The organism is Myroides odoratimimus (assembly GCF_004337635.1).
GTDB classification, from domain to species: domain Bacteria; phylum Bacteroidota; class Bacteroidia; order Flavobacteriales; family Flavobacteriaceae; genus Flavobacterium; species Flavobacterium odoratimimum.
The window spans coordinates 2,996,456-3,018,289 of record NZ_CP037427.1 but is presented as its reverse complement, the minus strand read 5'-3'; the positions used below and the strand labels follow the sequence as shown (position 1 = coordinate 3,018,289).

Annotated in this window: 18 protein-coding genes; 9 read left to right on the top strand and 9 right to left on the bottom strand. The window is 32.4% G+C overall.

Going from position 1 to position 21,834, the window contains the following annotated elements; translation table 11 throughout:
* Nucleotides 1–10: 10 nt before the first annotated feature.
* Complete coding sequence (locus E0Z07_RS13575; RefSeq protein WP_016649402.1) at nucleotides 11–1,453, top strand: CCA tRNA nucleotidyltransferase; 1,443 nt, start codon at nucleotides 11–13, stop codon at nucleotides 1,451–1,453.
* Nucleotides 1,453–2,490, top strand: a complete 1,038-nt coding sequence (locus E0Z07_RS13570) for a COX15/CtaA family protein (RefSeq protein ID WP_016649403.1) — start codon at nucleotides 1,453–1,455, stop codon at nucleotides 2,488–2,490. Before E0Z07_RS13575 ends, E0Z07_RS13570 begins: the two co-directional genes overlap by 1 nt.
* Nucleotides 2,491–2,567: 77 nt before the next feature.
* On the opposite strand, the gene E0Z07_RS13565 is transcribed toward E0Z07_RS13570, so the two are convergent.
* Nucleotides 2,568–3,410 carry an alpha/beta hydrolase family protein gene (locus E0Z07_RS13565; protein WP_131540844.1) on the bottom strand — a complete coding sequence of 281 codons (843 nt, stop codon included), beginning with the start codon at nucleotides 3,408–3,410 and terminating at the stop codon, nucleotides 2,568–2,570.
* Nucleotides 3,411–3,522: 112 nt separating this feature from the next.
* Between E0Z07_RS13565 and E0Z07_RS13560 the strand changes: the two genes are divergently transcribed.
* Nucleotides 3,523–4,164 (top strand): hypothetical protein, encoded by a 642-nt coding sequence (locus E0Z07_RS13560; RefSeq protein WP_016649405.1) that lies wholly within the window; start codon nucleotides 3,523–3,525, stop codon nucleotides 4,162–4,164.
* Nucleotides 4,165–4,304: 140 nt separating this feature from the next.
* Here the strand turns inward: E0Z07_RS13560 and mazG are convergent, their stop codons facing one another.
* From mazG to def, 3 genes are all read right to left on the bottom strand, one after another.
* Nucleotides 4,305–5,075 (bottom strand): nucleoside triphosphate pyrophosphohydrolase, encoded by a 771-nt coding sequence (mazG, locus tag E0Z07_RS13555; protein WP_131540843.1) that lies wholly within the window; start codon nucleotides 5,073–5,075, stop codon nucleotides 4,305–4,307.
* Nucleotides 5,076–5,150: 75 nt separating this feature from the next.
* Nucleotides 5,151–5,570, bottom strand: a complete 420-nt coding sequence (locus E0Z07_RS13550) for a DUF5606 family protein (protein WP_071307367.1) — start codon at nucleotides 5,568–5,570, stop codon at nucleotides 5,151–5,153.
* A 63-nt stretch (nucleotides 5,571–5,633) separates the two neighbouring features.
* Nucleotides 5,634–6,221 (bottom strand): peptide deformylase, encoded by a 588-nt coding sequence (gene def / locus E0Z07_RS13545; protein ID WP_006258863.1) that lies wholly within the window; start codon nucleotides 6,219–6,221, stop codon nucleotides 5,634–5,636.
* Nucleotides 6,222–6,366: 145 nt separating this feature from the next.
* Between def and E0Z07_RS13540 the strand changes: the two genes are divergently transcribed.
* On the top strand, nucleotides 6,367–8,637 hold the full coding sequence (locus E0Z07_RS13540; protein ID WP_039329556.1) for an FUSC family protein: 2,271 nt from the start codon (nucleotides 6,367–6,369) through the stop codon (nucleotides 8,635–8,637).
* A gap of 51 nt (nucleotides 8,638–8,688) precedes the next feature.
* Here the strand turns inward: E0Z07_RS13540 and E0Z07_RS13535 are convergent, their stop codons facing one another.
* Both E0Z07_RS13535 and E0Z07_RS13530 read right to left on the bottom strand, forming a co-directional pair.
* Nucleotides 8,689–9,459, bottom strand: a complete 771-nt coding sequence (locus E0Z07_RS13535; RefSeq protein ID WP_233445983.1) for a hypothetical protein — start codon at nucleotides 9,457–9,459, stop codon at nucleotides 8,689–8,691.
* A gap of 116 nt (nucleotides 9,460–9,575) precedes the next feature.
* On the bottom strand, nucleotides 9,576–10,571 hold the full coding sequence (locus tag E0Z07_RS13530) for an IS110 family RNA-guided transposase (protein ID WP_131540842.1): 996 nt from the start codon (nucleotides 10,569–10,571) through the stop codon (nucleotides 9,576–9,578).
* A 457-nt stretch (nucleotides 10,572–11,028) separates the two neighbouring features.
* On the opposite strand from E0Z07_RS13530, the gene E0Z07_RS13525 reads away from it, so the two are divergent.
* The 4 genes from E0Z07_RS13525 to E0Z07_RS13510 all read left to right on the top strand — a co-directional run bounded on the left by E0Z07_RS13525 (nucleotide 11,029) and on the right by E0Z07_RS13510 (nucleotide 17,306).
* Complete coding sequence (locus tag E0Z07_RS13525) at nucleotides 11,029–11,601, top strand: hypothetical protein (protein ID WP_073144232.1); 573 nt, start codon at nucleotides 11,029–11,031, stop codon at nucleotides 11,599–11,601.
* A gap of 754 nt (nucleotides 11,602–12,355) precedes the next feature.
* Nucleotides 12,356–14,140, top strand: a complete 1,785-nt coding sequence (locus E0Z07_RS13520; protein ID WP_131540841.1) for a hypothetical protein — start codon at nucleotides 12,356–12,358, stop codon at nucleotides 14,138–14,140.
* A 591-nt stretch (nucleotides 14,141–14,731) separates the two neighbouring features.
* The gene (locus tag E0Z07_RS13515; RefSeq protein WP_039329540.1) at nucleotides 14,732–15,760 is read left to right on the top strand and encodes a response regulator transcription factor; all 1,029 of its coding nucleotides are present in this window, start codon (nucleotides 14,732–14,734) and stop codon (nucleotides 15,758–15,760) included.
* Between the two features lie 373 nt (nucleotides 15,761–16,133).
* Nucleotides 16,134–17,306 (top strand): proline dehydrogenase family protein, encoded by a 1,173-nt coding sequence (locus E0Z07_RS13510; RefSeq protein ID WP_006263570.1) that lies wholly within the window; start codon nucleotides 16,134–16,136, stop codon nucleotides 17,304–17,306.
* 242 nt (nucleotides 17,307–17,548) lie between these two features.
* Here E0Z07_RS13510 and E0Z07_RS13505 read toward each other — a convergent pair whose 3' ends face one another.
* From E0Z07_RS13505 to E0Z07_RS13495, 3 genes are all read right to left on the bottom strand, one after another.
* Nucleotides 17,549–18,136, bottom strand: a complete 588-nt coding sequence (locus E0Z07_RS13505; protein ID WP_006261198.1) for a hypothetical protein — start codon at nucleotides 18,134–18,136, stop codon at nucleotides 17,549–17,551.
* 189 nt (nucleotides 18,137–18,325) lie between these two features.
* A complete protein-coding gene (gene ung, locus E0Z07_RS13500; protein ID WP_006263568.1) occupies nucleotides 18,326–18,988 on the bottom strand; it encodes a uracil-DNA glycosylase in 663 nt (220 codons plus the stop codon).
* A 126-nt stretch (nucleotides 18,989–19,114) separates the two neighbouring features.
* A complete protein-coding gene (locus E0Z07_RS13495; RefSeq protein ID WP_039329537.1) occupies nucleotides 19,115–19,753 on the bottom strand; it encodes a LexA family transcriptional regulator in 639 nt (212 codons plus the stop codon).
* A 787-nt stretch (nucleotides 19,754–20,540) separates the two neighbouring features.
* Between E0Z07_RS13495 and E0Z07_RS13490 the strand changes: the two genes are divergently transcribed.
* Complete coding sequence (locus tag E0Z07_RS13490; protein ID WP_016649423.1) at nucleotides 20,541–21,821, top strand: TolC family protein; 1,281 nt, start codon at nucleotides 20,541–20,543, stop codon at nucleotides 21,819–21,821.
* Nucleotides 21,822–21,834: the final 13 nt, after the last annotated feature.

Here is a 21,834-nt window from a genome sequence, read left to right as displayed (position 1 = left end):
TGAATATATTATGACTGAGACCCCTATATATAAAGAAGCCATTACACATCCTATATTTGACTATATCTCTAAAGCAGCAGAAAGTCTAAATGTAGATAGCTATGTAATTGGCGGATTTGTAAGAGATTTTTTATTAAAAAGAGATTCTAAAAAAGATATTGATATCGTTGCGGTTGGTAGTGGTATCGAATTAGCTTTAAAAGTATCTGAATTACTTCCTAACAAACCTAAGGTACAAGTGTTTAAAAATTACGGAACAGCTATGTTGCGTTATGATGACATTGACATTGAGTTTGTTGGAGCGAGAAAAGAGTCCTATCACTTCGACAGCAGAAAGCCTGTTGTAGAAGATGGCACATTAGAAGATGATCAGAATAGACGTGACTTTACCATCAATGCCTTAGCAATATCTCTTAAGAAAGAAACTTATGGAGAGTTAGTAGATCCTTTTAATGGGGTTGCTGATTTAGCTAATAAAATCATTCGCACTCCTCTCGATCCAGATATTACCTATTCTGATGATCCATTGCGTATGATGAGAGCAATTCGCTTCGCTACTCAATTAGACTTTATGATAGAGCAGAACTCTCTTGATTCTATCACTGCTAATCATCAGAGATTAGAGATTATCTCTGGAGAACGTATCGTAGATGAACTAAATAAGATATTAATGTCTAAGAAGCCCTCTAAAGGGTTCTTATTGCTATATAAAACAGGGCTACTTGATTTGATCTTACCTGAGCTTACAGCTCTTAATCAAGTAGAAGAGATAGAAGGACATACTCATAAAAACAACTTTTATCACTCTTTAGAAGTAGTGGATAATATTTGTCCAAATACAGATGACTTATGGCTTAGATGGTCTGCCTTACTTCACGATATTGGAAAAGCACCTACTAAACGCTTTTCTAAAAAGCAAGGATGGACATTCCACGGACATGAATTCCTTGGAGGTAAGATGGTTAAAAAGATCTTTATGAGATTACATATGCCATTAAATCAAAAGATGAAATTTGTCCAAAAAATGGTTATTATGAGTTCAAGACCTATTGTTCTTGCTCAAAAAGAAGTAACTGACTCAGCGGTAAGAAGATTGGTATTTGATGCAGGAGAAAATGTAGAAGATTTAATGACGCTTTGTGAAGCTGACATCACGACTAAAAACCCTTCTAAGTTTAAGAAATATCACAACAACTTTAAAATAGTTAGAGATAAAATAGTCGAAGTAGAAGAACGCGATCACGTGCGTAATTTTCAGCCTCCTATTACAGGAGAAGAGATTATGGAGCTTTATGATCTTAAACCTTGTCGAGAGATCGGTATGATCAAAGAAGCTATTAAAGAAGCTATTCTAGAAGGTATTATCCCTAATGAATACGATGCGGCTTTTGAATTTATGAAAGCAAAAGCATCTAAGATGGGACTTGAAATTGTAAATAAAAAACAAGAATAATGAGAAACTATTTTTTGCCATTAGCTAAAGCATCTCTTATACTAGTTTATCTAGTAATCTTTGCAGGTGCAGCAGTAAGAATGACAGGCTCAGGAATGGGGTGTCCAGATTGGCCAAAGTGTTTTGGATATTACATCCCTCCTACGGATGAACAAACGATCACGTGGGAACCGAATAGAGAATACGAAAAAGGGCAAATGATCATACACGATCAAAGCCTGTGGAAAGCAAAAGAAACCTTTACAACTACAGACACTTATAATGAGAGTCACTGGGAGAAATACACTAAACACAGCTACGCTCAATTCAATACTAGTCATACTTGGACAGAGTATGTAAATAGACTTTGTGGAGCATTAGCTGGATTAGCTTGTTTAGCAATGGCTATAGCTTCGTTTTCTTTCTGGAGAGACCGCAAAGGATTAGTATTAGCATCATGGTTAGTAGTTTTCTTAATGGGATTCCAAGCTTGGTTAGGAGCTACTGTAGTATATTCAGTATTAAATCCTATTAAGATTACAGTGCACATGGTCATGGCTTTAGTTATTGTTGCCATTATAATAGGAATCATTAAAAGCGCTAAAAAAGAAACCGAGATTAAGAAGTACAATGGTACTTTTAGAATTCTATTAGTAATCTCTCTTATCTTCACTCTTGCACAAGTAGTGTTAGGAACACAAGTACGTGAGTTTATAGACGAACAAGTGCAAGCAGGTATAGGAAATGAGTATTTATGGTTAAATAACCCTACAGTAGAATTCTATATCCACCGTAGTTTCTCTTTCATAGTTATGTTTTTGAATATGTATCTGTTCTACATCAATAGAAGATCTAACTTAGGCTTTGATAAAATGAAGTGGGTAATGGTATTATTAATTCTAGAGATATTCACTGGTATTATGATGTATTACGTTCATTTTCCATTCGGAACTCAAGCAGCTCACCTAGTATTAGCTTCTATCCTTTTTGGAGTTCAATTCCAATTAATTCTAGAAGCAAGAAGATGCTATCACTGTGGTAAAAGTAATCTAGACTAAAAGATATAGTCATATCATAAAAAAGGAGAGGTAAAATGATATCATTTTACCTCTCCTTTTTTATTTAAGATCAATAACTATTTCGTAGAATGAATAAATTGACAAGTAACTTTAGCGACATGCTCTAAATGTTTAGGCAGTGTTTCTTCTGTATACGGGTGTCTAGAACCAAACACATGATCTGCCTCATCTACTACATCCAAAAGAGAATTAGATACCCATTGATGTAATAATTGAGCTTCTTTTAGTGGTACTGCAGGATCATTAGTACCTTGTACTATTAGAGTTGGTTTCTTTAAGTTTTGAGCCGCTTTCTGTACGTTTAAAATTGTCTCATTCTCTTCATAGTCTTCCCAGAAAGTAAAGTAGTGTGGCATCTGCTGCTTTGTTCTACCATTTTCACTATAGAATACTCCTTTTGCTTTCCACTCTTCAAAACGATCTCCTTTTGGAAAACGTTTTCTATAATCAGACACTCCTGCCCAGGTAATTATCCCCTTTACCTCTGGATTGTAATACCCTTGTAAGATTACAGTTCCTCCTCCTCTACTATGTCCTATTAGATAAATATTTTCTTTATCTACTTCTGGCTTTTCTTTATAATAATCAATGACACTTGTAAGATCGCGTTGTTCTTGAGAGTATGTGTTTTGCCCAAAAGCTTCTAAATCATCAAACTCTTGAGGATTATCTATTGTTGTACCATTTAAAGAAAAATTAAACTTAACTGCATAACATCCTGTCTCTGCAATATAATCCATGGCTTTATCCCAAGCCCCCCAATCCTTAAAACCTTTATATCCATGACAGAATATTACTAAAGGCAAAGAGCTTACTCCTCTCAGATAACTACTGTCAGAAAGGAAAGGACGAGCAGTTCCTTCTATTAATACTTCTTCTTTTATTAAGTCTTTAATCATATCATTTTTTGTTTTTTAACATTCATACTATTAACTTTAAAAAAAGTTTAAAACTTAAAGACTTAAATTCGTCTTTATCCTTAAACCATTTTATTATTTAAAATCTATTATTATGAATGCATTTAAAAAGTTAATTATTCCAACTAAAACATTACTAGTTCCTGTCTTAGCTACTGTGCTATTCTTTTCTAGTAGTACAATAAACGCACAAGAGAAAGAGGGTTTAAATATTAAGAGTACTACAGTAGAATATCATATTAATAAGAATACTAAAGATAGTGAATTAGATGAGATTAAAAAAGAAGTTAACAACGAAAAGATAGCAAACCTTACTTTCTCAAATATAAAGAGGAATGCTAAAGGAGAACTTATTTCTCTTAAAACAAGCTTTAAAGACCAAAGAGGATCCTCTCAACAAAAGTCGGAGTATAACTCTAATGGGATAGCTGATTTCACAGTAAAAATACATCAAAATGAAGCAGGTGAACGCTATTTAGAGTTAGGTAATCGAACTAACCCTATGCTAAATACTGCAAATGATCCACATGCAGAAAGAGCATTATATTCTGAGCAAGCAAATGATGAATTTGAAGAATTCTTTGCTCAAGATTTTATGCAATTGATGAAAGGGATGCAAGAAGACATGAAAGCTCAACAGGAGATGTTCTTTAATTTATTGCGCGAGCATGAAGAAGCAAAAACAATTCAAAAATCTGATTCGAAAGAAACTAACAAAAAACAGATTAGCAAATAATCACTTACAGCTTCGATAAAAAAGCTTTACGCTGATAAAAACAGAAGTCCTTATGCACATTACGGCATAAGGACTTCTGTTTTTATCTTAACTCATTATATACTAAACAAATTTTGAATAGAGAGATGACTGTAGCCCCATTATTCTTTTGCTTTATTCCAATATTGATCTAGATCTTGAAGAGTTACATCTTCAAAACCACCTTTTTCTTTATTAACTAATTCTTCTACTATATTAAATCGAGAAATAAACTTACTGTTAGATCTTGCCAATGCCTTTTCAGGGTCAATCCCCTTATGACGAGCATAATTAACTAGCGTGAACAAGATATCTCCAAATTCTTCTTCCATTAGGTCTTGATTGTTGGCCTTTGCTTCTACCTTAAACTCTTCTATCTCTTCCTCTACTTTTTGCCAAACATCACTAGCTTCGTCCCAATCAAACCCTACTCCACTTGCTTTTTCTTGAATGCGATAAGCTTTTATTAAAGCTGGTAAACCTTTAGGCACGCCCGCTAAGACTGATCTGTTTCCCTCTTTTAATTTTAGTTTTTCCCAATTTGCCAATACATCCTTTTCAGAATCTACTTTTACATCACCATAAATATGAGGGTGTCTAAAAATAAGTTTATCTGAGATACTATCAGCAATATCTTTAATATCAAACAAAGACTGTTCACTACCTATCTTAGCATAAAAAACAATATGCATTAATAAATCCCCCAATTCTTTTTTCATTTGATCCGTATCCCCTTCTGTAATAGCATCTACTAATTCGTACATTTCTTCTACAGTAAGGTTTTTTAAGCTATCGAATGTTTGTTTTTTATCCCATGGACATTTTACTCTAAGCTCGTCTAGTATAGTTAGTAAGCGATCTATAGCCTCTAATTGCTCTTGTCTTGTATACATCTTGATTCTTTTGGTCTAAAATAAAAAAAAGCCCGCTTTTTACAAAACGGGCTTTTTACATATAATTCTTATAAATTATTTTGCTTCAGTTTCTGTTGCAGTTGCACTAAAAGCTTCTGCAATCAATCCTCTTCTTTGAATGATGTTATACCAATTCAATACTTTTTTGATATCAGAAACATATACTCTTTCTTCATCAAATTCTGGTAATACTTCTCTGAAGTAAGCCACTAATGTAGGATTGTCTTCTTTGTGAGAAATAGCTTCACCATTGTTTTCTTTTGCAGCAATGTTTCTGAAAACTTCAAATAACTTTACTTCTTCATTGTAAGTATAGATAGAAATTTCTGATAGTAAACTAACGTTGTTTCTTAATCCTACTGTACTTTTTTTCCCATCAGCCAATGATTCAGCGATAAATCCTGTACGAGTTTGTACTAGTAACTCATATAAACCTGGTTTTCCCGAAATAGCTAAAACTTTTTCTAAACTCATTTTTGTCTAAATTTTACTTTAAGAGTCGCAAATATCTTAAATTGTTATTAATAATCAAGTTATTTATCTACCTTTTTTCTTAGTTAATTTCATTTTATAATCTGTAAATATTTTTCCTTCAAGGATATTATTTAATTTTTTAGAAATTAACTTCTTTTTTAAGATAGATATTTTATCTGTAAACAGCACACCTTCAATGTGATCGTACTCATGTTGAATAACTCGTGCCGCAAGACCATCAAATTCTTCTACATGTTTAACGAAGTTTTCGTCAAAATATTCTATTTGTATCTTAGATTTTCTTTTAACTGGTTCGTGAACATCTGGAATACTCAAACATCCTTCATTAAAAGACCACTCTTCTCCTTCTTCTTTTAAAATCTTAGCATTTATAAATGTTCTTTTAAAAGTAGTCAAAAAAGCAATCTCTTCTTCAGTATTCCCATCCATTTCAGCAAAAGGAGCTGTATCTACAACGAATAATCTAATAGGTAATCCTACCTGAGGTGCTGCTAATCCTACTCCATGTGCTCCATACATTGTATCGTACATATTAGCTATTAGCTCTTGTAAGTTTGGATAGTCTTTAGTGATATCTTCCCCTACTTTACGTAGAACAGCATCACCATACCCAACTATTGATAATATCATGTCTTCTTATTTTATTCTAAAGGTGCAAAAATACTCAAAAATAAATGAATAAATAATACTACAAATTATTTTTGATGTCTTATTTGTTTTATCTTGCTTGATAAAAAGTACTATTCTCTAATTAAAGCCAAAGATTAAGTAACCTATGCTAGGAAAAGCTAGAAAATTCACAGATAATACGCATCTTGCAGATTCGTTAAAAATCACTATATCAGCTGTTGTCCCTTTTTTAATACTAATGCCCTATGAAGCTTTTGATTGGGCTTTTGCTGCGGCTATTGGTGCCATGTTAACAGCTCCTGTTGATATTCCTAGTAATAAAAAAGATAAAATAATAGGGCTTTTAGTAGGTGCATTTACTGTACCAGCTGTTACTTTCACCCTATCCATTACTGATGGCAACTGGTATTTCTACCCGATTTTTGTCTTTGTATTTTTCTCTTTAAGCATGATATCTGTATATGGACATCGTGCAAATATGCTTTCATTTACAGGACTATTAGCGGCTAGTTTAGGGTTAGCACATAGTTATGAAGGGCATGCCTTATTTATGCACTGTTTAATGCTTCTATTAGGAGGATTACTTTACTTATTGGTATCCGTTACTTTTAATCTCCTTAGACCTAAGCGATATGCTGTATTACAGACATCTGAGTGTATGGAGCTTACAGCAGATTATCTAAAACACAGAGGACAACTGTGGGATAAAAATGCGAATGTAGAAAAGATCACAGAAGAACAATTAAATATACAAGTAAGCCTCAATGAGGTACATGAAAACCTGAGAGAATATTTAGTTCGAAATAAAGCTAATACTGGTAACTCTTCTAATAACCGTAGATTGCTAGTAGCCTTCTCTACTCTAGTAGAAATACTAGAAGTGGCTGTGTCTACTTCTTTTGAACACAATAAATTACATGATTTATTTAGCAAAAGACCTGAAATTATAGAATGTTATCAGAAATTAGCTTATCACTTTGCGGAGACAATTGACGATATTGCCTACTCTATAAACTTAGGGACTAAGTATAGATCTAAATATGACCTATCTAAAGAATTAGCAGAGATTCAGGCCATGCTTAACGATTTTGTTAAGAATGGAGAGTCTACTAATATGGTAGAAGCTGTAGTCATGTTCTCGAATGTTATCCATTATGCGGAAAATCAGGTAAACAAAATTCATGATTTAGAAAAAGCTCTAACAGAGAAAGCATTTAGTGCAGATGTAGAAGAGCGCTTTAAGGATTTAGAAAAATTCTTAACTCCTGTGCATTATCGTTTAGAAACTCTAAAAGAGAACTTAAACTTTACCTCTACCATATTTAGACATGCTCTAAGACTTACCTTGACCATATTAGCAGGACTTATCGTTAGTAAAATATCAGGTGTATTAAACGGGTATTGGATATTACTAACTATCGTTGTTATTATGCGTCCTGGTTTTGGATTGACTAAGCAGCGATCTTTTGAGCGTGTAATAGGTACTGTTATTGGAGGTTTAGTGGCTATAGGATTGTTATATATTATTCCTAGTGCCACAGTCATTGCATATATTACAGTACTAACCATGATTATAGGGTATTGGTTCTCTCATACAGACTATAAAGTTGGAGTTACCTTTATCACGATGTATGTAGTACTGATATATGGATTACTTACACCTGATTTTATGGATGTTATGATCTATAGAGTTATTGATACTATCATAGGAGCGTTATTAGCCTTCGGAGCGAACTATCTACTATGGCCTTCATGGGAATTCTTAAACTTAAATACACATCTAAAAAAATCGATAGAAGCGAATAAAGAGTACGTAAAGGAAATTACACTTTACTACAATGAAAAAGGAGAAGTAACCCTACCTTATAAATTAGCTAGAAAATATGCTTTTATTGAAATAGGTAACCTTATGGCATCCTTTCAACGTATGATTCAAGAGCCTAAGTCTAAACAGAAGTATAGAACAGAGCTCTACGAATTAGCCGTACTTAATCATACCTTCCTTTCAACAGCCGCTTCTATAGGAATATACGTACAGTCACATACAACTACCAAAGCTTCTGAAGCATTTAATGTAGTCATGGACTACACAATAGGTAATTTAAAACAGACTATCGCTCTATTAGAAGATTATAATAATGGTGAGATAACCATCATAGAACGCAGTGAGAACTTTAATCTCAGTATGTCATATCTAAAAGGTATCCGTGAATACGAATTAAAGAAAACTTACTCTGATGATAAACAAATACAGAGCCTGATGGAAGAGTCTGTATTGGTTATTGAGCAACTGATGTGGTTATCCTCACTTTCAGAAAAGATATTCAAGATTACAGCTAGCATTGCAGCATTAAAGAAACAAGAAGAATCTGAAGTATCTATGTTAAGTTCACTTAGAAAGAAAATTATACCATAAAACAAAGGGGGATGTTATGTACATTCCCCTTTGCTTTATTAGTATCTAGTTCTACTCTTCACTACTATCTACATAATTTTTCATCTCTATACTATATTCAAGATTATTTAGTTTGTTAAGAATGGTACTACTTTTCTTATCGATAAGCCTTCCTCCTTCTTCGATGGTTAAGTCCTTTAAATTTTGAAGCTTCTCAAATGGTTTTAATGATTCAATATCTCCCATAGCTGATAAATAAACAGTCTTTAAAGTACTTACCTCTGCAATAGACGTTATCACATTATTTATCTTTTTGCAAGCACTCAACTCTATATCTTCTAAGCGCGCAAGTGTACTTAACCAATTAACATCTATCAGCATAGGTATTTTTACCAAATAAAGTGCTTTTAAGGCACTTAAGTTAACTAAACTACCCCATTTACACTCTTTACTCTTTTCTATTGACAAAGATTCTATTACAGTGTTTAAAGGAAAAACAAAACCTTCCTTATCAAAGTTTTCTATAAAGACTGTTCTTAGAGTAGGATGTACAAACAAATTCTCAAATAACTTAGAATAGGGAGTAAACAATTCCTCCAAAGTTGTAAACTTCAACCAATCTAATGGTTCTTTCCCTTTATACTGACAACCTTTAATCTCTAAGCGCTTTAAGTTTACAAACTGATATAGCCAATTCTTATCAATATTGATATCTTTTAAGTGAAGAATCTGTATCGTTTTAAACAAAGGAGCAAAGGATTCATCTAATAATATTTCTAAGCCACTTTCCTGTCCTGATATAATTAAATTAGTTATTCGATTACTATGATAAAAGCAAATCATTATTAATATATTTTACACCTTATTTTTGAGAATAACTCAATAAAACAAGGCATATCTAACCTGAGGATTATATCCGTATTATCCTCTATTTTTGTTTCTAATTCAATGTATGATGTTTATGCTACTTGTCGTACCTCATAAGCTTTTTTATTCCTAACACAAGAACATATACGCTGTACAAGCTTGTTTCTAACATTGTTTAAAACAAGCATCTTATGCTTACCTTCTCCAACTTTCCTCTCGTAATAAGCCCTTATCTCTGGGTCCCATCTAACAGCTGATAAAGCACAGAGATGTAAAAGTTTTTTAAGCTTTTTATTAGCCATAAAGTGTACTTTAGCTTTGCCTCTTACACTTTTACCTGAAGTATCTTCAAAAGGGACAACACCACAATAAGATGCTAATTGTCGAGAGTCTTCAAATGATGTAAACGCATTGGTATAACATATTAAAAACATCGCTGTAATATCTCCAACACCTCTTACAGAAATCACACAATCAAATATCTCAGATACCTCTTGATTTTCTCTAATAAGAGTATTTAACTGTTCTTCAATCACCTTTATAGCGTTCTCTAAAGCCTTGATAATAGCCTTATCATTTTTAGACAAAACCTTGTACAGTTCATCATTAAACCCCTTAAATTCGTTGGTTCTTACTTCTATAGCTGTCTTATGAGCTATACTCATCTCTCGCTGTCCCAATAGAGCCTGAATCTTATTCAATACAGCCTTTGATGCTTTAAAGAGCTTCGCTTCTTCTTGATTTTTCTTAGCATACAATGCTATCCTTTTAGAATCTATCTTGTCATTCTTTCCTCTTTGTATTCCACTACTTCTTATAATTCTATAAGCCATTTCTACCCATAGATTACAATTCTTTGAAAGCAAAATATCTACTAAAATATTTTTATAAATACCTGTATGCTCCATACATATCAATGTTTCCTCTACACAACATCCTTCGCTTTTCATCCACTTCATAAATTGATCAACTCCCGTTTTAGTGTTTTCAAACTGATTGTGTTTACAAGAATTAGCATCTACATAAATAGCTACATCAAAATAATCTTTGGAAATATCTATTCCGATAAATTGTGTAAATTTGTCCATATGATAATTATTTAAGGCAACCTGTTACTAAAATATCATCTAAACCTTAATACTAGACCTCGACGTCTTAATTACTAGTCTGATACTCTTTAGTAAAATCAACAAAGTCCTACTCGAATTTTAGGGCGTTATCCTTGTAATTCGTCTGGTTCACTTTGTTGATTAGGTTGTTTTATTTATTCTCTACAATATTATCATATTCTCAGTTAGCAAATCTAAAGGTTCTTCTTGACTAAAGATTATGAGAGATTGAGCATAATCTCCTTTTTCTACTATAATGAATCTTTCTTTACGCCCAGGGGTTGTTGTACCTATATACATCTTTATTACACTCTTTTATATTATTTCAAAGATCATACTATTCTCATTTCGTAAATATCCCCATTTACAGCGAATATTAGTACAGTATATATAGCTTACCTTTGCTTCATAAACGATCAAAAAATAGAAATTAAAGATGAAAAAAATCGGTCTTAGCTTATTACTATTCATAACAGTACAAATAAGCAGCTGGGCACAAGAAGGAACTGTACAAGTAGAAGTGAAACAAAATGGTGCTATCGTTCCTATGCAGGATGGAGTTGTCACACTTAAAAGCAATGAATTTGTATTCGAAGTTACTTCAAATAACATAGATGGTTTTCTAATAGGAGCTACTTTTGATAACGATATCTATCGCTCTGCTATAGGCGAAGCTGATTTAGAAGTAGAATGGTTTAACAGCACTGCTATCGCAGATGAAGTTTTTAATCCTAATAAAGAACTGATTATTTCGGATGAAGTACCTACTTATTGGTATTATACGAACGCTAAAGACCATCGATTTGATAAAAATCCAAAAGGAAATGCAGAGCACTGGGTTGGAAATAGAACAATAAAAGTACTTAATAATTTGTCTAGCTATGAGACAATTCCCTTAACGAAATTTAAAGATTCTGTATATGTGTATTTTTACTCCCCTATTTACGACGAGGACTATAATCTAACAGAAGTCATTATTCTATATACAGCAGAATTAAGATTTAATTAAAAAAGAAAATCGCTTATTACTTTAAAAGCCAATGATAGAAGACTATTATTGGCTTTTTATTTTTAAAGATCTACAGCGTTCTTACTAGACTCAATTCTATGTACGAGATAAGTTCTACAAACTACACCCTCTTTTCTCCTATCTATTTTTTTACTACCTTTGCCTACAGTAAAGGCTTTGACTCAATGGCTATTATTGAGAATATTCTTCTATTCAAAGTCTGGTACATCTCACCAAAAAGAAAGCACAAATCACAGCTTTCAAGATTCAATTTTCAAAATTTTAACAAGTTTTTTAACACTATGGATTCGCCATAAATCGAGTATTCATGCGGTCTCCGTTGTGGTTTGTTCGGAAGGTGTTCGGAAAACACCCCCTTTTTCCGAACATTTTGCAATGAACTTCCGAACAACGCCCAAACAAACTTCCCGAAAGCCTTGCTGTCACTGGCTTTGTCGCGTGCTGTAATTCACTAAAGAACGCCTATATGTTAATATTATTAACAACTGTGATTTGTCCTGTTTTTTGAATTTATATTGGTTACAATATTCTCATTGTGAGACATTTACAAACAATACAACCTATTACTCATACCTACTTCCTTCTAAGTATTCTAGCTCTTATCTCGCCTTCCTTCCCTTGAGCTTTACATAAATTTAATATGAGATAATCTCTTAACATGATATTTGTCACTTAATTACTCAGAATATTTGAAGAATTTCCCTCCCTTATAAAATATAACAAACAAACCAAAATGAAATTAAAACCAATACATTCATTTCACATTCCAGTGATGGGATTGGCCTATACGATTGATAGTCCAGTGAGAGTGGCTCAGTATGGTTTCTCCTCTACTATCTCTGTGATGGATGATGAATTAATAGAACGCATGAACAAGTTCTATTGTGAGAAATTCGAACTGCCTTATCAAGAGATAACGAAGAAAATAGAGGACTTTAGAGCCAAGCGTATTACAGCTTATCTAAATACATTAGATACCATCGTAAAAGGGAAATTCGAAAACCTAAAAGCTTCTTTCTTAGAAAGCAAAAAAGAGGTTGAGGATTATATCGATATGTTGCCATCTGTATCAGAGATCAGAAAGAATCTACAGCAGCACTTAGATGATAAGCTATCTATAGATCATCTGAAGGGAGTTCTAGAGCACTACCTTACCCCTGGTGCTATAGATGTCAATATCATGACTAAAGTAGATAGAGAGAACTTCAATAAAAAAGAAGCCTTACCAGTAGAGTACAATGATGCACATGCTGCCCTAAGAGGCTTTGTGAACAGTACTTTAAACTCATCCGTAGTCTTATCTGCAGGTATGAATCCAAGATTGTTTAGCTATTTTGAGGAGTTTGACGCTTTTTATCCAGCTGTTGACAGTACTTTACAGAAGAAGATCATCTTAAAAGTAAGTGATTTTAGATCTGCCTTAATACAGGGGAATTTCCTAGCCAAAAAGGGATTATGGGTATCTGAGTATCGCATAGAGTCAGGGCTTAACTGTGGTGGGCACGCCTTCGCTACAGATGGTTATCTAATGGGAGTAATATTAGAAGAGTTTAAAGCTAGAAAAGCAGAACTAATAAGTTCTACCCATGACTTACTAGTAAAAGCTCTAGAACAGAAGAATAGATTTGTTCCTTCTACTCCTCTTGATTTAAAGGTTACAGCTCAGGGTGGTGTAGGTACTGCGGCAGAACATCAGTTCTTGTTAGAACATTACGAGGTAGACTCTGTAGGTTGGGGTTCACCCTTCTTATTAGTACCTGAAGCTACTTCTGTAGATCAGACCACTAGAGAACTGCTTGCTAAGGCAAAAGAAGAAGATCTATACTTGAGTAATATCTCTCCTTTAGGTGTGCCATTTAATAGTATTAAAGGAACTTCTAACGACTTCTTTAAGTCAGAGAGAATCAATAAGAATAAAGCAGGTAGCTCTTGTCCTCGAAAGTACCTAGCCTTGAATAAGAATTATTCGAATGAAGGTCTGTGTACTGCTTCTAGAAAGTATCAAACTATCGAAATAGAAAAGCTAGAGCAAGCGAAAAATAGTATCAGTCAAGAAGAATATAATAAGAAGTATCAACAAATAACAGAGAAAGCATGTCTATGTATAGGATTAGCCAATGCGTCTTATATGGAGCTTAACTTGCCTATCAAAGGAGAAGCACAAGGAGTAGCTATCTGTCCTGGACCTAATATTGCTTACTTCACGAAGGAAGTATCTCTTAAGAAAATGGTCAATCATATCTATGGACGAGATAATGTAATCGATACGAAGGAACGTCCTCATTTCTTTATTAAAGAATTAAGAATGTACTTAGATCATTATAGACAAGAAAAATTAGCTTTAGAATTAGAACAATCAGCTCCAAAACTGAAGAAGCTAATGAAGACAAAAGAGAACTTACTAGAGGGAATCACGTACTATAAAAACCTCTTTAAAGAAGACAATACTTACTTTATACAAGAACGAGAAAATATACTTAAAGATTTACTTCAAGTAGAAAAAGAGCTCCTAAACTAAATAAGAAGAAATCCGGCTGTCAGCAGACAAGCTGGATTTTCTTTTTTACTCATATCCACAATTGTAATTTTTATCACTTAGACTAAATAAAAAAAGCACCCAATCAATACATGATTAGGTGCTCAAAATAGACAAACGAAATGTATCTTTTACGCTAGTTTTGTCTAAGGTCTTTATAACTAGTGGGGACTTTGGATGTTTACTCATCTCATCAATACATAAAAAGAGTAAAACAAAAAAGGATAGTTTTTTAGTAATAAAGACAATCCAAAAATAGTATGTTTTACTAGAAAATTAACTATCCTTTTTAATAGTTATAGCGCTAAATTACGGCTATTTTTGAAATATACACTATTAAAAAAGTCTTCTAACAGACAAATCAATGCCTTGTATATCAATACTGTGAACCAAACAAATAGATGACACTATACTTTTTTAACATTTCACTACACAGATTTAAGAAAGTACTGCACTGATATTTTAGTTAATTTTACATCTTGATCAGCAGAGAGGTTCTCTAAAAAACAGGTCTAATTAAACATTTATTATCACTCTATATTAACATATAATGTAGAGCATTATAAACCTTATATGATTTCATTACCGTTATTTAATCAATTTCCTTTTTTTGCAACAGATACTCCTAAATATATTATTATCGGACTGTACTATGGGATATCATTTCTCTCTCTAGTTATACTTCTTGCACTTTATATTATTTTCAAGTATAAGAAACTTAGCTTTAGTTTTTTCTTACAATTAAGTATATTCTCTAGTTTCTTAGTCAAGGACATTATTTACTTTTATATGCCTGACCACCATGCTACTATCGGTTATTTATTAGCTTGGAATATCGGCACATCACTAGTGCTACTAATACTACTCCCCTACCCTTTTTTAAGATTTAAACACAAACAACAATTCTATAAAACAGGGATTGTTGTACTGTTTGCTTTAGTGGCTATAGAGTTGTTATCTAATTTATTTATCGTTCCTAGTCATGGGAATAGCTTCATTCACCCTATAACGACGATACTAACGATACTAGCATTGTACTTATTCTTCATTCTGAATCATACATATAATTATAAAAATTATATTTCTTTCTTAATTATCTGTATTACCGCTAGTACCATTATTCTCGCTCCTTCTATTAATGATACGCTTTACGAGTTATTCATCGTATGGCCTACATTGCGTTTAATAGGAATCCCTATTCTTATTTGTTCTAGTTGTATTACCCTATTAGAAGTAAAGAAAATACATGAGCGAAACTCTATCTATAAACGATATTTATACCAGTATATGTATATGGTAAAAGACTACCATAAACAGTTAGAATATGAGAAAAGCCTTAATGCAGATAAAACGACAAAAGTAGAGCAAGAAAAAACAACCATACAAGATCAACCTCTATATCAATTAAAAAATAAATACAATCTTACAGAACGTGAGTTGGAGGTTCTAAGTCTACTCTGGGAAGGGGCTACGAATAAAGAGATAGCTGATGAGTTATTTATCTCTATTAATACCTGTAAATATCACATTAGTAAAATCTATTTTAAACTAAACATTAATTCTAGAGCACAGATTTATGCTTTTAAGGATAAGCTAGAATAGCTGTCATACTCTAATTGTATTCAACTATTTTTTAGTTTTAAAAAGGTCTTTTCTTCTTATCAGAGCATTCTTTATAAAGTCAATGATATTTTCTGAGAATTTTGATGATATAAATAGTCCTTAACCCTCTAAACAAGACTAAACAACGGAGTATCTCTATTTTTTTATAACTTTTAAAAGAAGTTATAATTAGATATATCAAAGAATTTAAGAGTTTAGTTCTTGTTCGATAAGGATTAAAAGTATTTAACACTTTATAATCACTAAGCGATTAAAAAATATCACATATTTTAAATAAGAAGATAAATACCAAAAACTATTAAATTATTACTAAAAGAGTAATTATATTTGCCTAACGAATTTACTTTTTATAATGAAAAATTTATTTAATAATACTGAAGTAGCTTTTGCTCTTAAAAATAATAAAGAATTAAAAAGAGCACATTTTTTATTTAAAATGATTAGCAAACCAACTTTAGTAAAACTTGGTTCTTCCCTTGCAAATTTTGCAATTAAAACTCATTTGCCTGTTACTGGTTTAATCCGTTCTACTGTATTCGATCACTTCTGTGGCGGTATTAGTGAAGATGACTGCTTAACTGTAGTAGATAATATGTACGCTAAAGGTGGTGTGGCATCAGTTTTAGATTATTCTGTAGAAGGTAAAGAAACTGAAAAGCAATTCGACGCTGCTCTAAACATGACGATTAAGACAATCGAGTATGCTAAACAACGTCCAGACTCTATTCCTTTTGCTGTATTTAAACCTACTGGATTTGGTAGATTTGATATGTTTGTGAAAAAAGGTGAGAAAGTAGCTTTCACTGCTGAAGAAGAAAAAGAATGGGAACGCATCGTTTACCGTTTTAACATGGCTTGTAAGTTTGCTTATGACAATGATGTTCTTTTATTAATCGATGCTGAGCACAGCTGGATGCAAGATGCTGCTGATGATATCGCATTAGACATGATGAGAAAGTATAACAAAGAGAAAGCATTGATCTATAATACTGCTCAGATGTATCGTTGGGATAGATTACAGTATTTAAAAGATCTACACGCTATCGCTAAGGCAGAAGGATTCCATGTAGGTATGAAGGTAGTACGTGGTGCTTATATGGAGGTAGAGCGCGAAAGAGCTACAGAGAGAGGATATAAATCTCCTATCTGTGTAGACAAAGCTGCTACTGATGTAAACTATGATGCTGGAGTTACTTATATGTTAGAGAACATTGACTCTATGGCTATCTTCGCTGGTACTCATAACGAGAAAAGTTCTTACTTAATCATGGACTTAATGGAGAAACACAATATCTCTCATACAGACCGTAGATTATACTTCGGACAGCTGTACGGAATGAGTGATAATATTAGCTTTAACTTAGCGAAAGAGAAGTTTAATGTAGCTAAATACTTACCATTCGGACCTGTACGTGATGTAATTCCTTACTTAATCAGACGTGCAGAAGAAAACACTTCTGTTGCTGGTCAAACAAATAGAGAGTTAGATCTTATTGAAACCGAACTGAAAAGAAGAAAACTGTAATTAATTACAGTTTTAGAAATACAATTACCTGCCTAGGGTAATTCATTATAAAAAACGGAAGCCTTATCAGCTTCCGTTTTTTTATGATATTGATTAAAATCCTGCTTCTTCAAAAAGCTTACTCTAATTTCTTCTCTCTTCACGATACTAAGTACACATAACAGTAGAGGCGGCTATACTACTAATATATAAAGTAGAATTGCTTTTGTAGTATCTGGGTTAATATTCATACATACCCTCTATTAATCACCTAGTACTAATAAGTTTGTTTCCATATCTGTATCTTTAGGAACTAGTAGTGAAACGTTGTATTGGTTCTGGACATACTTTAAATGGTCAATATTTAAATAATTGCCAATTAATTCAGCGCATTCTTCTGCACTTCTCTTTCCGCAGAGTATACCAAAAAATTGAACCTCTGTTTCTATTTCAAGGGATAATTGTTCATCAAAATCTTCATCTGCATAAATGTCAATAGTAGCAGACACCTTCACTATTATTTTGCTATCAACTTTTCTAAAGTTGATTTTTGCATTATACACTCCTGTATGTTCATAAACATAAAAAAGAGCTCTAGGCTTCCCCTCCTCTTCTTGATAATCTTCCCATTCTATATCATATCCTGCAATATCTTGCCATTGGTTCAGTTCATTAGGATTGATAAATAATAATAGCTCTGAATTAAAATACAGGCCCCTTCTATTTAATCTACCCTTAGTGTCTTCAGCCTTTATTTGTAATCCGAAGACTAACTGTTTTATTGAACTATCCATAAAAGCATCTAAGTAAGCATACTTTACGTCAAATTCTTGGTCTTTTATTTTAAACATATCAAAATAACTAAGTTAATTACATTCTTTACTTAAAAGATGGAATATACTGCCACGCGAGGTCTCCCGACTTCGTGTTACTAAACAATATTATCTTATATACAGTCCCACATAAGAGAAGAGTGCTATAGGTTAAAAAATTCCTAATTCCTAATTCCTAATTCCTAATTCCTAATTCCTAATTCTTAATTAAATCTTCCAGTCAATTGTTTTAATTCCTTTAGACTCCAAGTACGCATTTGTTTGAGAAAAAGGCTTACTTCCATAAAATCCTCTATAAACAGATAAAGGAGATGGATGTACTGTCTCTATCACGAAATGTTTGGAACGATTAATATTCTTTCCTTTCTTTTGAGCATAACTCCCCCATAGAATAAATACAATATTCTCTCTGTGCTCACTTAATTGTTCTATTACTGCATCAGTAAACTTCTCCCAACCTAACTTCTGATGAGAACCTGCTTTTTTCTCCTGTACAGTTAATGTTGCATTTAATAAGAATACGCCTTGTTCTGCCCATTTGGTCAGATCTCCATTTATATTCTTAATGTCTAAATCATCTTCTAGTTCTTTATAGATATTTTGTAAACTCGGAGGTAACTTTACACCTTTACTTACGCTAAAAGAAAGACCATTTGCCTGAAATGCCCCATGATAAGGGTCTTGACCAATGATGACTACCTTCACATCGTCAAAATCTACTAGCTCAAATGCTTTATAAACCTCCTCTTTAGGAGGATAGACCATAGTAGTTTCATATAAACAATTAATATTCTCTATTAGTGTTTTAAAATATGGAGATGCCATTTCAGTTGCTAAATGCTTATTCCAACCTTTTGCTTTTAGTTTCATTCTTTTTTTCTTCAAATATAAGCTTTCAACTAAAATATTAAACAAGATTTAGAGTGAAATACTAAAAGAAAAGAGTAGCTAATCACTATTATTTGTCTACTCTTTTCTTTTAGTATCTCTCATTGATTATATCTCAGATATACCTTTCATCTGTGGTAAAAAAGCGCCTCGAATACAGAAGAGTTCTTTTATATCGTCTATTTTTACCTGGATATTTTCAAATGCAGGATTATCACTGATCAATAACAGTGTATTATCATCTACTTTTCTTTTAAATCTGTAAATAACAATCCCTTTTCCTTTAAGTACAAATAGATAAACATGCCATAACTGTAAGTCCTCTACACTAATATGCTTAGTAATCACATAAGAAGTCATTTTAATAGTTGGATACATATTATCTACAGATACTTGAAAAGCTGTATCTACTTCCTCTACCGTTGGAAAAACATAACTTGGAGCTGTAGCTAATGTCTTCTCTGGATCCAAAAAATATTCAAAGTGGTGATCAATAGAAATCATTTTTACTTTTCTCTTGTGATAACTACTGTTGTATACAGCTGTAGAATCTGAGAAGAATAATTCATTTAAATCAATTTTGTGTTCTTTACACAACGCTATTAAGCCTTCATACTGTAAGCTATCTCTCTTTTTCCAAGATGAAATAGTATTAGGTTTAACATCAAGAATATCTGCTAACTGTAAATCTGTTTTAATCCCTAGCATTCTCTTTAGTTTCTTAATTACTCCTGTTGCATTTTGCATAGCTTTAATTTTTTAGTGTTTGTTTTAAATTTTTTACTTTTTTCATACGATTTGAGCACTTTGCAAGCCCTAAATGATAATAATCAAATATTTTAATGAGTGGCTATTTGTACAGTTCTTCTAGCATAGTAGTATAAACTGCCCTATTATTTATCTACTCCAAAACCTCGTTATAAGGCTTACCTAAGGCTATTATTGATTTTTAAACAAAGAATTAAATCTTTAGTTTATTACTACTTATATAGTACAAATTACAAAGTATAAATACTAATAAATCATAATATTCAAACAATACAAAGAATTACATGTGTAATAATTCGCAATAATGTAGCTACAAAGACCTTTTACAATAATTTTGCCAATATTTCTTAATTTTTAAGAGACTACATTTTGTCAACTATTCACAATAAAGCATTGATTACAAAGCTGATTGACACATTTAAACATCACAAAACGTAAAGCCATTTAAAAAATAATACTGAACAATTGTATATTTTTTAGGATCAAAACCCTTTTTGGCTTCTTTTTTGTAATAGTCATTCTATAAAGAATAAGGGGTTTGGATTAAAGAGAGTTCTTGTTAAACTTTTAGATTAAATAGAATAATGACAACTCAACGAAAAAGTAGAAAACAAAATCAAGTTAAATAGATTGAAAATTGCGACTATAAAGAGGAGTAGTAATTAGCTTTCTAATCATTTTCTAATGTTGTTTTAATCTCTCTCTAATGGAACTCAAAGTTCTCTATAAGTCCTAAACAATAATTTTGACCTTAAAATAAAAAACAATGTTTAAAAACACTTTATTAGCCATTCTATCCACCTTTGTACTAAGCACTTATGCACAAGATAGCTCCGTTAAGACACTGATGTTATCAAAAGAAGAAGCTGAAGCACTTTTCTTAGAGCAGAACTTAGAACTTATTGCAAAGAATTTAGAAATCTCACAAGCAGAAGCACAATTGTTACAATCAAAATTATGGCCTAACCCTACTTTTGAAGTTTCTGAAATCAACTTCTGGAAGACTACAGATATAGAAGAACAACCTAAGCTTATAGGTAACTGGGGTGAAGCACAACAATATGCTTTTAGAGTAGAACAATTGATTCAAACAGGCGGTAAACGTAGAAAGACAATTGACCTTCAGAAATTAACTATAGAAGAGAAACAACAGGAGTTCGAAAGTATTATTCGTGAGCTTAAGTTAGAACTAAGAGGTAATCTATCTAACTTACAAATACTTCAAGAGCAACAAAAGATATACGAAAAACAAATAGAAAGTACTAAGTCCCTAATTAGTGCATACAAGAACCAATTAGATCAAGGGAATATAAGTCAAGCACAATACATCCGCTTAAAAGCAGCTGAACTTCAGTTTAAAAAAGAATTGGTTAATATCAATAAAGAACTTGAAGAAGCTATAAAAGACTTTAAAAACTTTATCAATATTGGGAATAGCACCCTGGTCGTTATTACTGATAAACTAGTAGCTCCTGAGAAAGAGGTATCTGAATTAGAATTAGAGAATTGGATTATCACTGCTCAGGAACAACGTCCAGATGCCTTAAAAAGCAAAACTCTAGAAAAGCAATCAGAAAAGCGATTAGAGATTGAGAAAGCACAGCGAGTTCCAGATATTACACTAGGAGTAGATTATGACAGAGGTGGTAATATTATGCGTGATTTTGTTGGTTTTGGGATTTCGTTTGACTTACCCATCTTTGATAGAAATAAAGGAGGTATTAAAGAAGCTAAAATAGATATAGAATTAGCAAAACTGGATACACAAAGCAAACTAAATGAGATTGCTAATGATATAGTGGAAGCTTTTAGAAATTATTATCATGCTGAACAGCTATACAAAGATATAGATAGCGAATACGAGAGCCAACTAGATCAATTACTGGATGCATATCACAAGAATTTTCAAAAGAAAAATGTGAGCCTTATAGAATATTTAGACTTTGTAGAAGCTTATATAGAGAACAAAACAATTCTATTAGAAACAAGAAAAGATTTAAACGATCACTTTGAAAAACTACAATACGCTGTAGGAAAAGACTTATAAGAATTAAATAAAA

Bases quoted from the DNA above. Each gene is read 5' to 3' on its own strand.
- E0Z07_RS13540 (WP_039329556.1), top strand. From the start codon at position 6,367: ATGCTAGGAAAAGCTAGAAAATTCACAGATAATACGCATCTTGCAGAT.
- E0Z07_RS13505 (WP_006261198.1), bottom strand. From the start codon at position 18,136: ATGTTTAAAATAAAAGACCAAGAATTTGACGTAAAGTATGCTTACTTA.
- E0Z07_RS13515 (WP_039329540.1), top strand. From the start codon at position 14,732: ATGATTTCATTACCGTTATTTAATCAATTTCCTTTTTTTGCAACAGAT.
- E0Z07_RS13525 (WP_073144232.1), top strand. From the start codon at position 11,029: ATGAAAAAAATCGGTCTTAGCTTATTACTATTCATAACAGTACAAATA.
- E0Z07_RS13575 (WP_016649402.1), top strand. From the start codon at position 11: ATGACTGAGACCCCTATATATAAAGAAGCCATTACACATCCTATATTT.
- E0Z07_RS13490 (WP_016649423.1), top strand. From the start codon at position 20,541: ATGTTTAAAAACACTTTATTAGCCATTCTATCCACCTTTGTACTAAGC.
- mazG (WP_131540843.1), bottom strand. From the start codon at position 5,075: ATGTATACAAGACAAGAGCAATTAGAGGCTATAGATCGCTTACTAACT.
- E0Z07_RS13550 (WP_071307367.1), bottom strand. From the start codon at position 5,570: ATGAGTTTAGAAAAAGTTTTAGCTATTTCGGGAAAACCAGGTTTATAT.
- E0Z07_RS13560 (WP_016649405.1), top strand. From the start codon at position 3,523: ATGAATGCATTTAAAAAGTTAATTATTCCAACTAAAACATTACTAGTT.
- def (WP_006258863.1), bottom strand. From the start codon at position 6,221: ATGATATTATCAATAGTTGGGTATGGTGATGCTGTTCTACGTAAAGTA.
- E0Z07_RS13535 (WP_233445983.1), bottom strand. From the start codon at position 9,459: ATGATTTGCTTTTATCATAGTAATCGAATAACTAATTTAATTATATCA.
- E0Z07_RS13530 (WP_131540842.1), bottom strand. From the start codon at position 10,571: ATGGACAAATTTACACAATTTATCGGAATAGATATTTCCAAAGATTAT.
- ung (WP_006263568.1), bottom strand. From the start codon at position 18,988: ATGAAACTAAAAGCAAAAGGTTGGAATAAGCATTTAGCAACTGAAATG.
- E0Z07_RS13510 (WP_006263570.1), top strand. From the start codon at position 16,134: ATGAAAAATTTATTTAATAATACTGAAGTAGCTTTTGCTCTTAAAAAT.
- E0Z07_RS13495 (WP_039329537.1), bottom strand. From the start codon at position 19,753: ATGCAAAATGCAACAGGAGTAATTAAGAAACTAAAGAGAATGCTAGGG.
- E0Z07_RS13520 (WP_131540841.1), top strand. From the start codon at position 12,356: ATGAAATTAAAACCAATACATTCATTTCACATTCCAGTGATGGGATTG.
- E0Z07_RS13570 (WP_016649403.1), top strand. From the start codon at position 1,453: ATGAGAAACTATTTTTTGCCATTAGCTAAAGCATCTCTTATACTAGTT.
- E0Z07_RS13565 (WP_131540844.1), bottom strand. From the start codon at position 3,410: ATGATTAAAGACTTAATAAAAGAAGAAGTATTAATAGAAGGAACTGCT.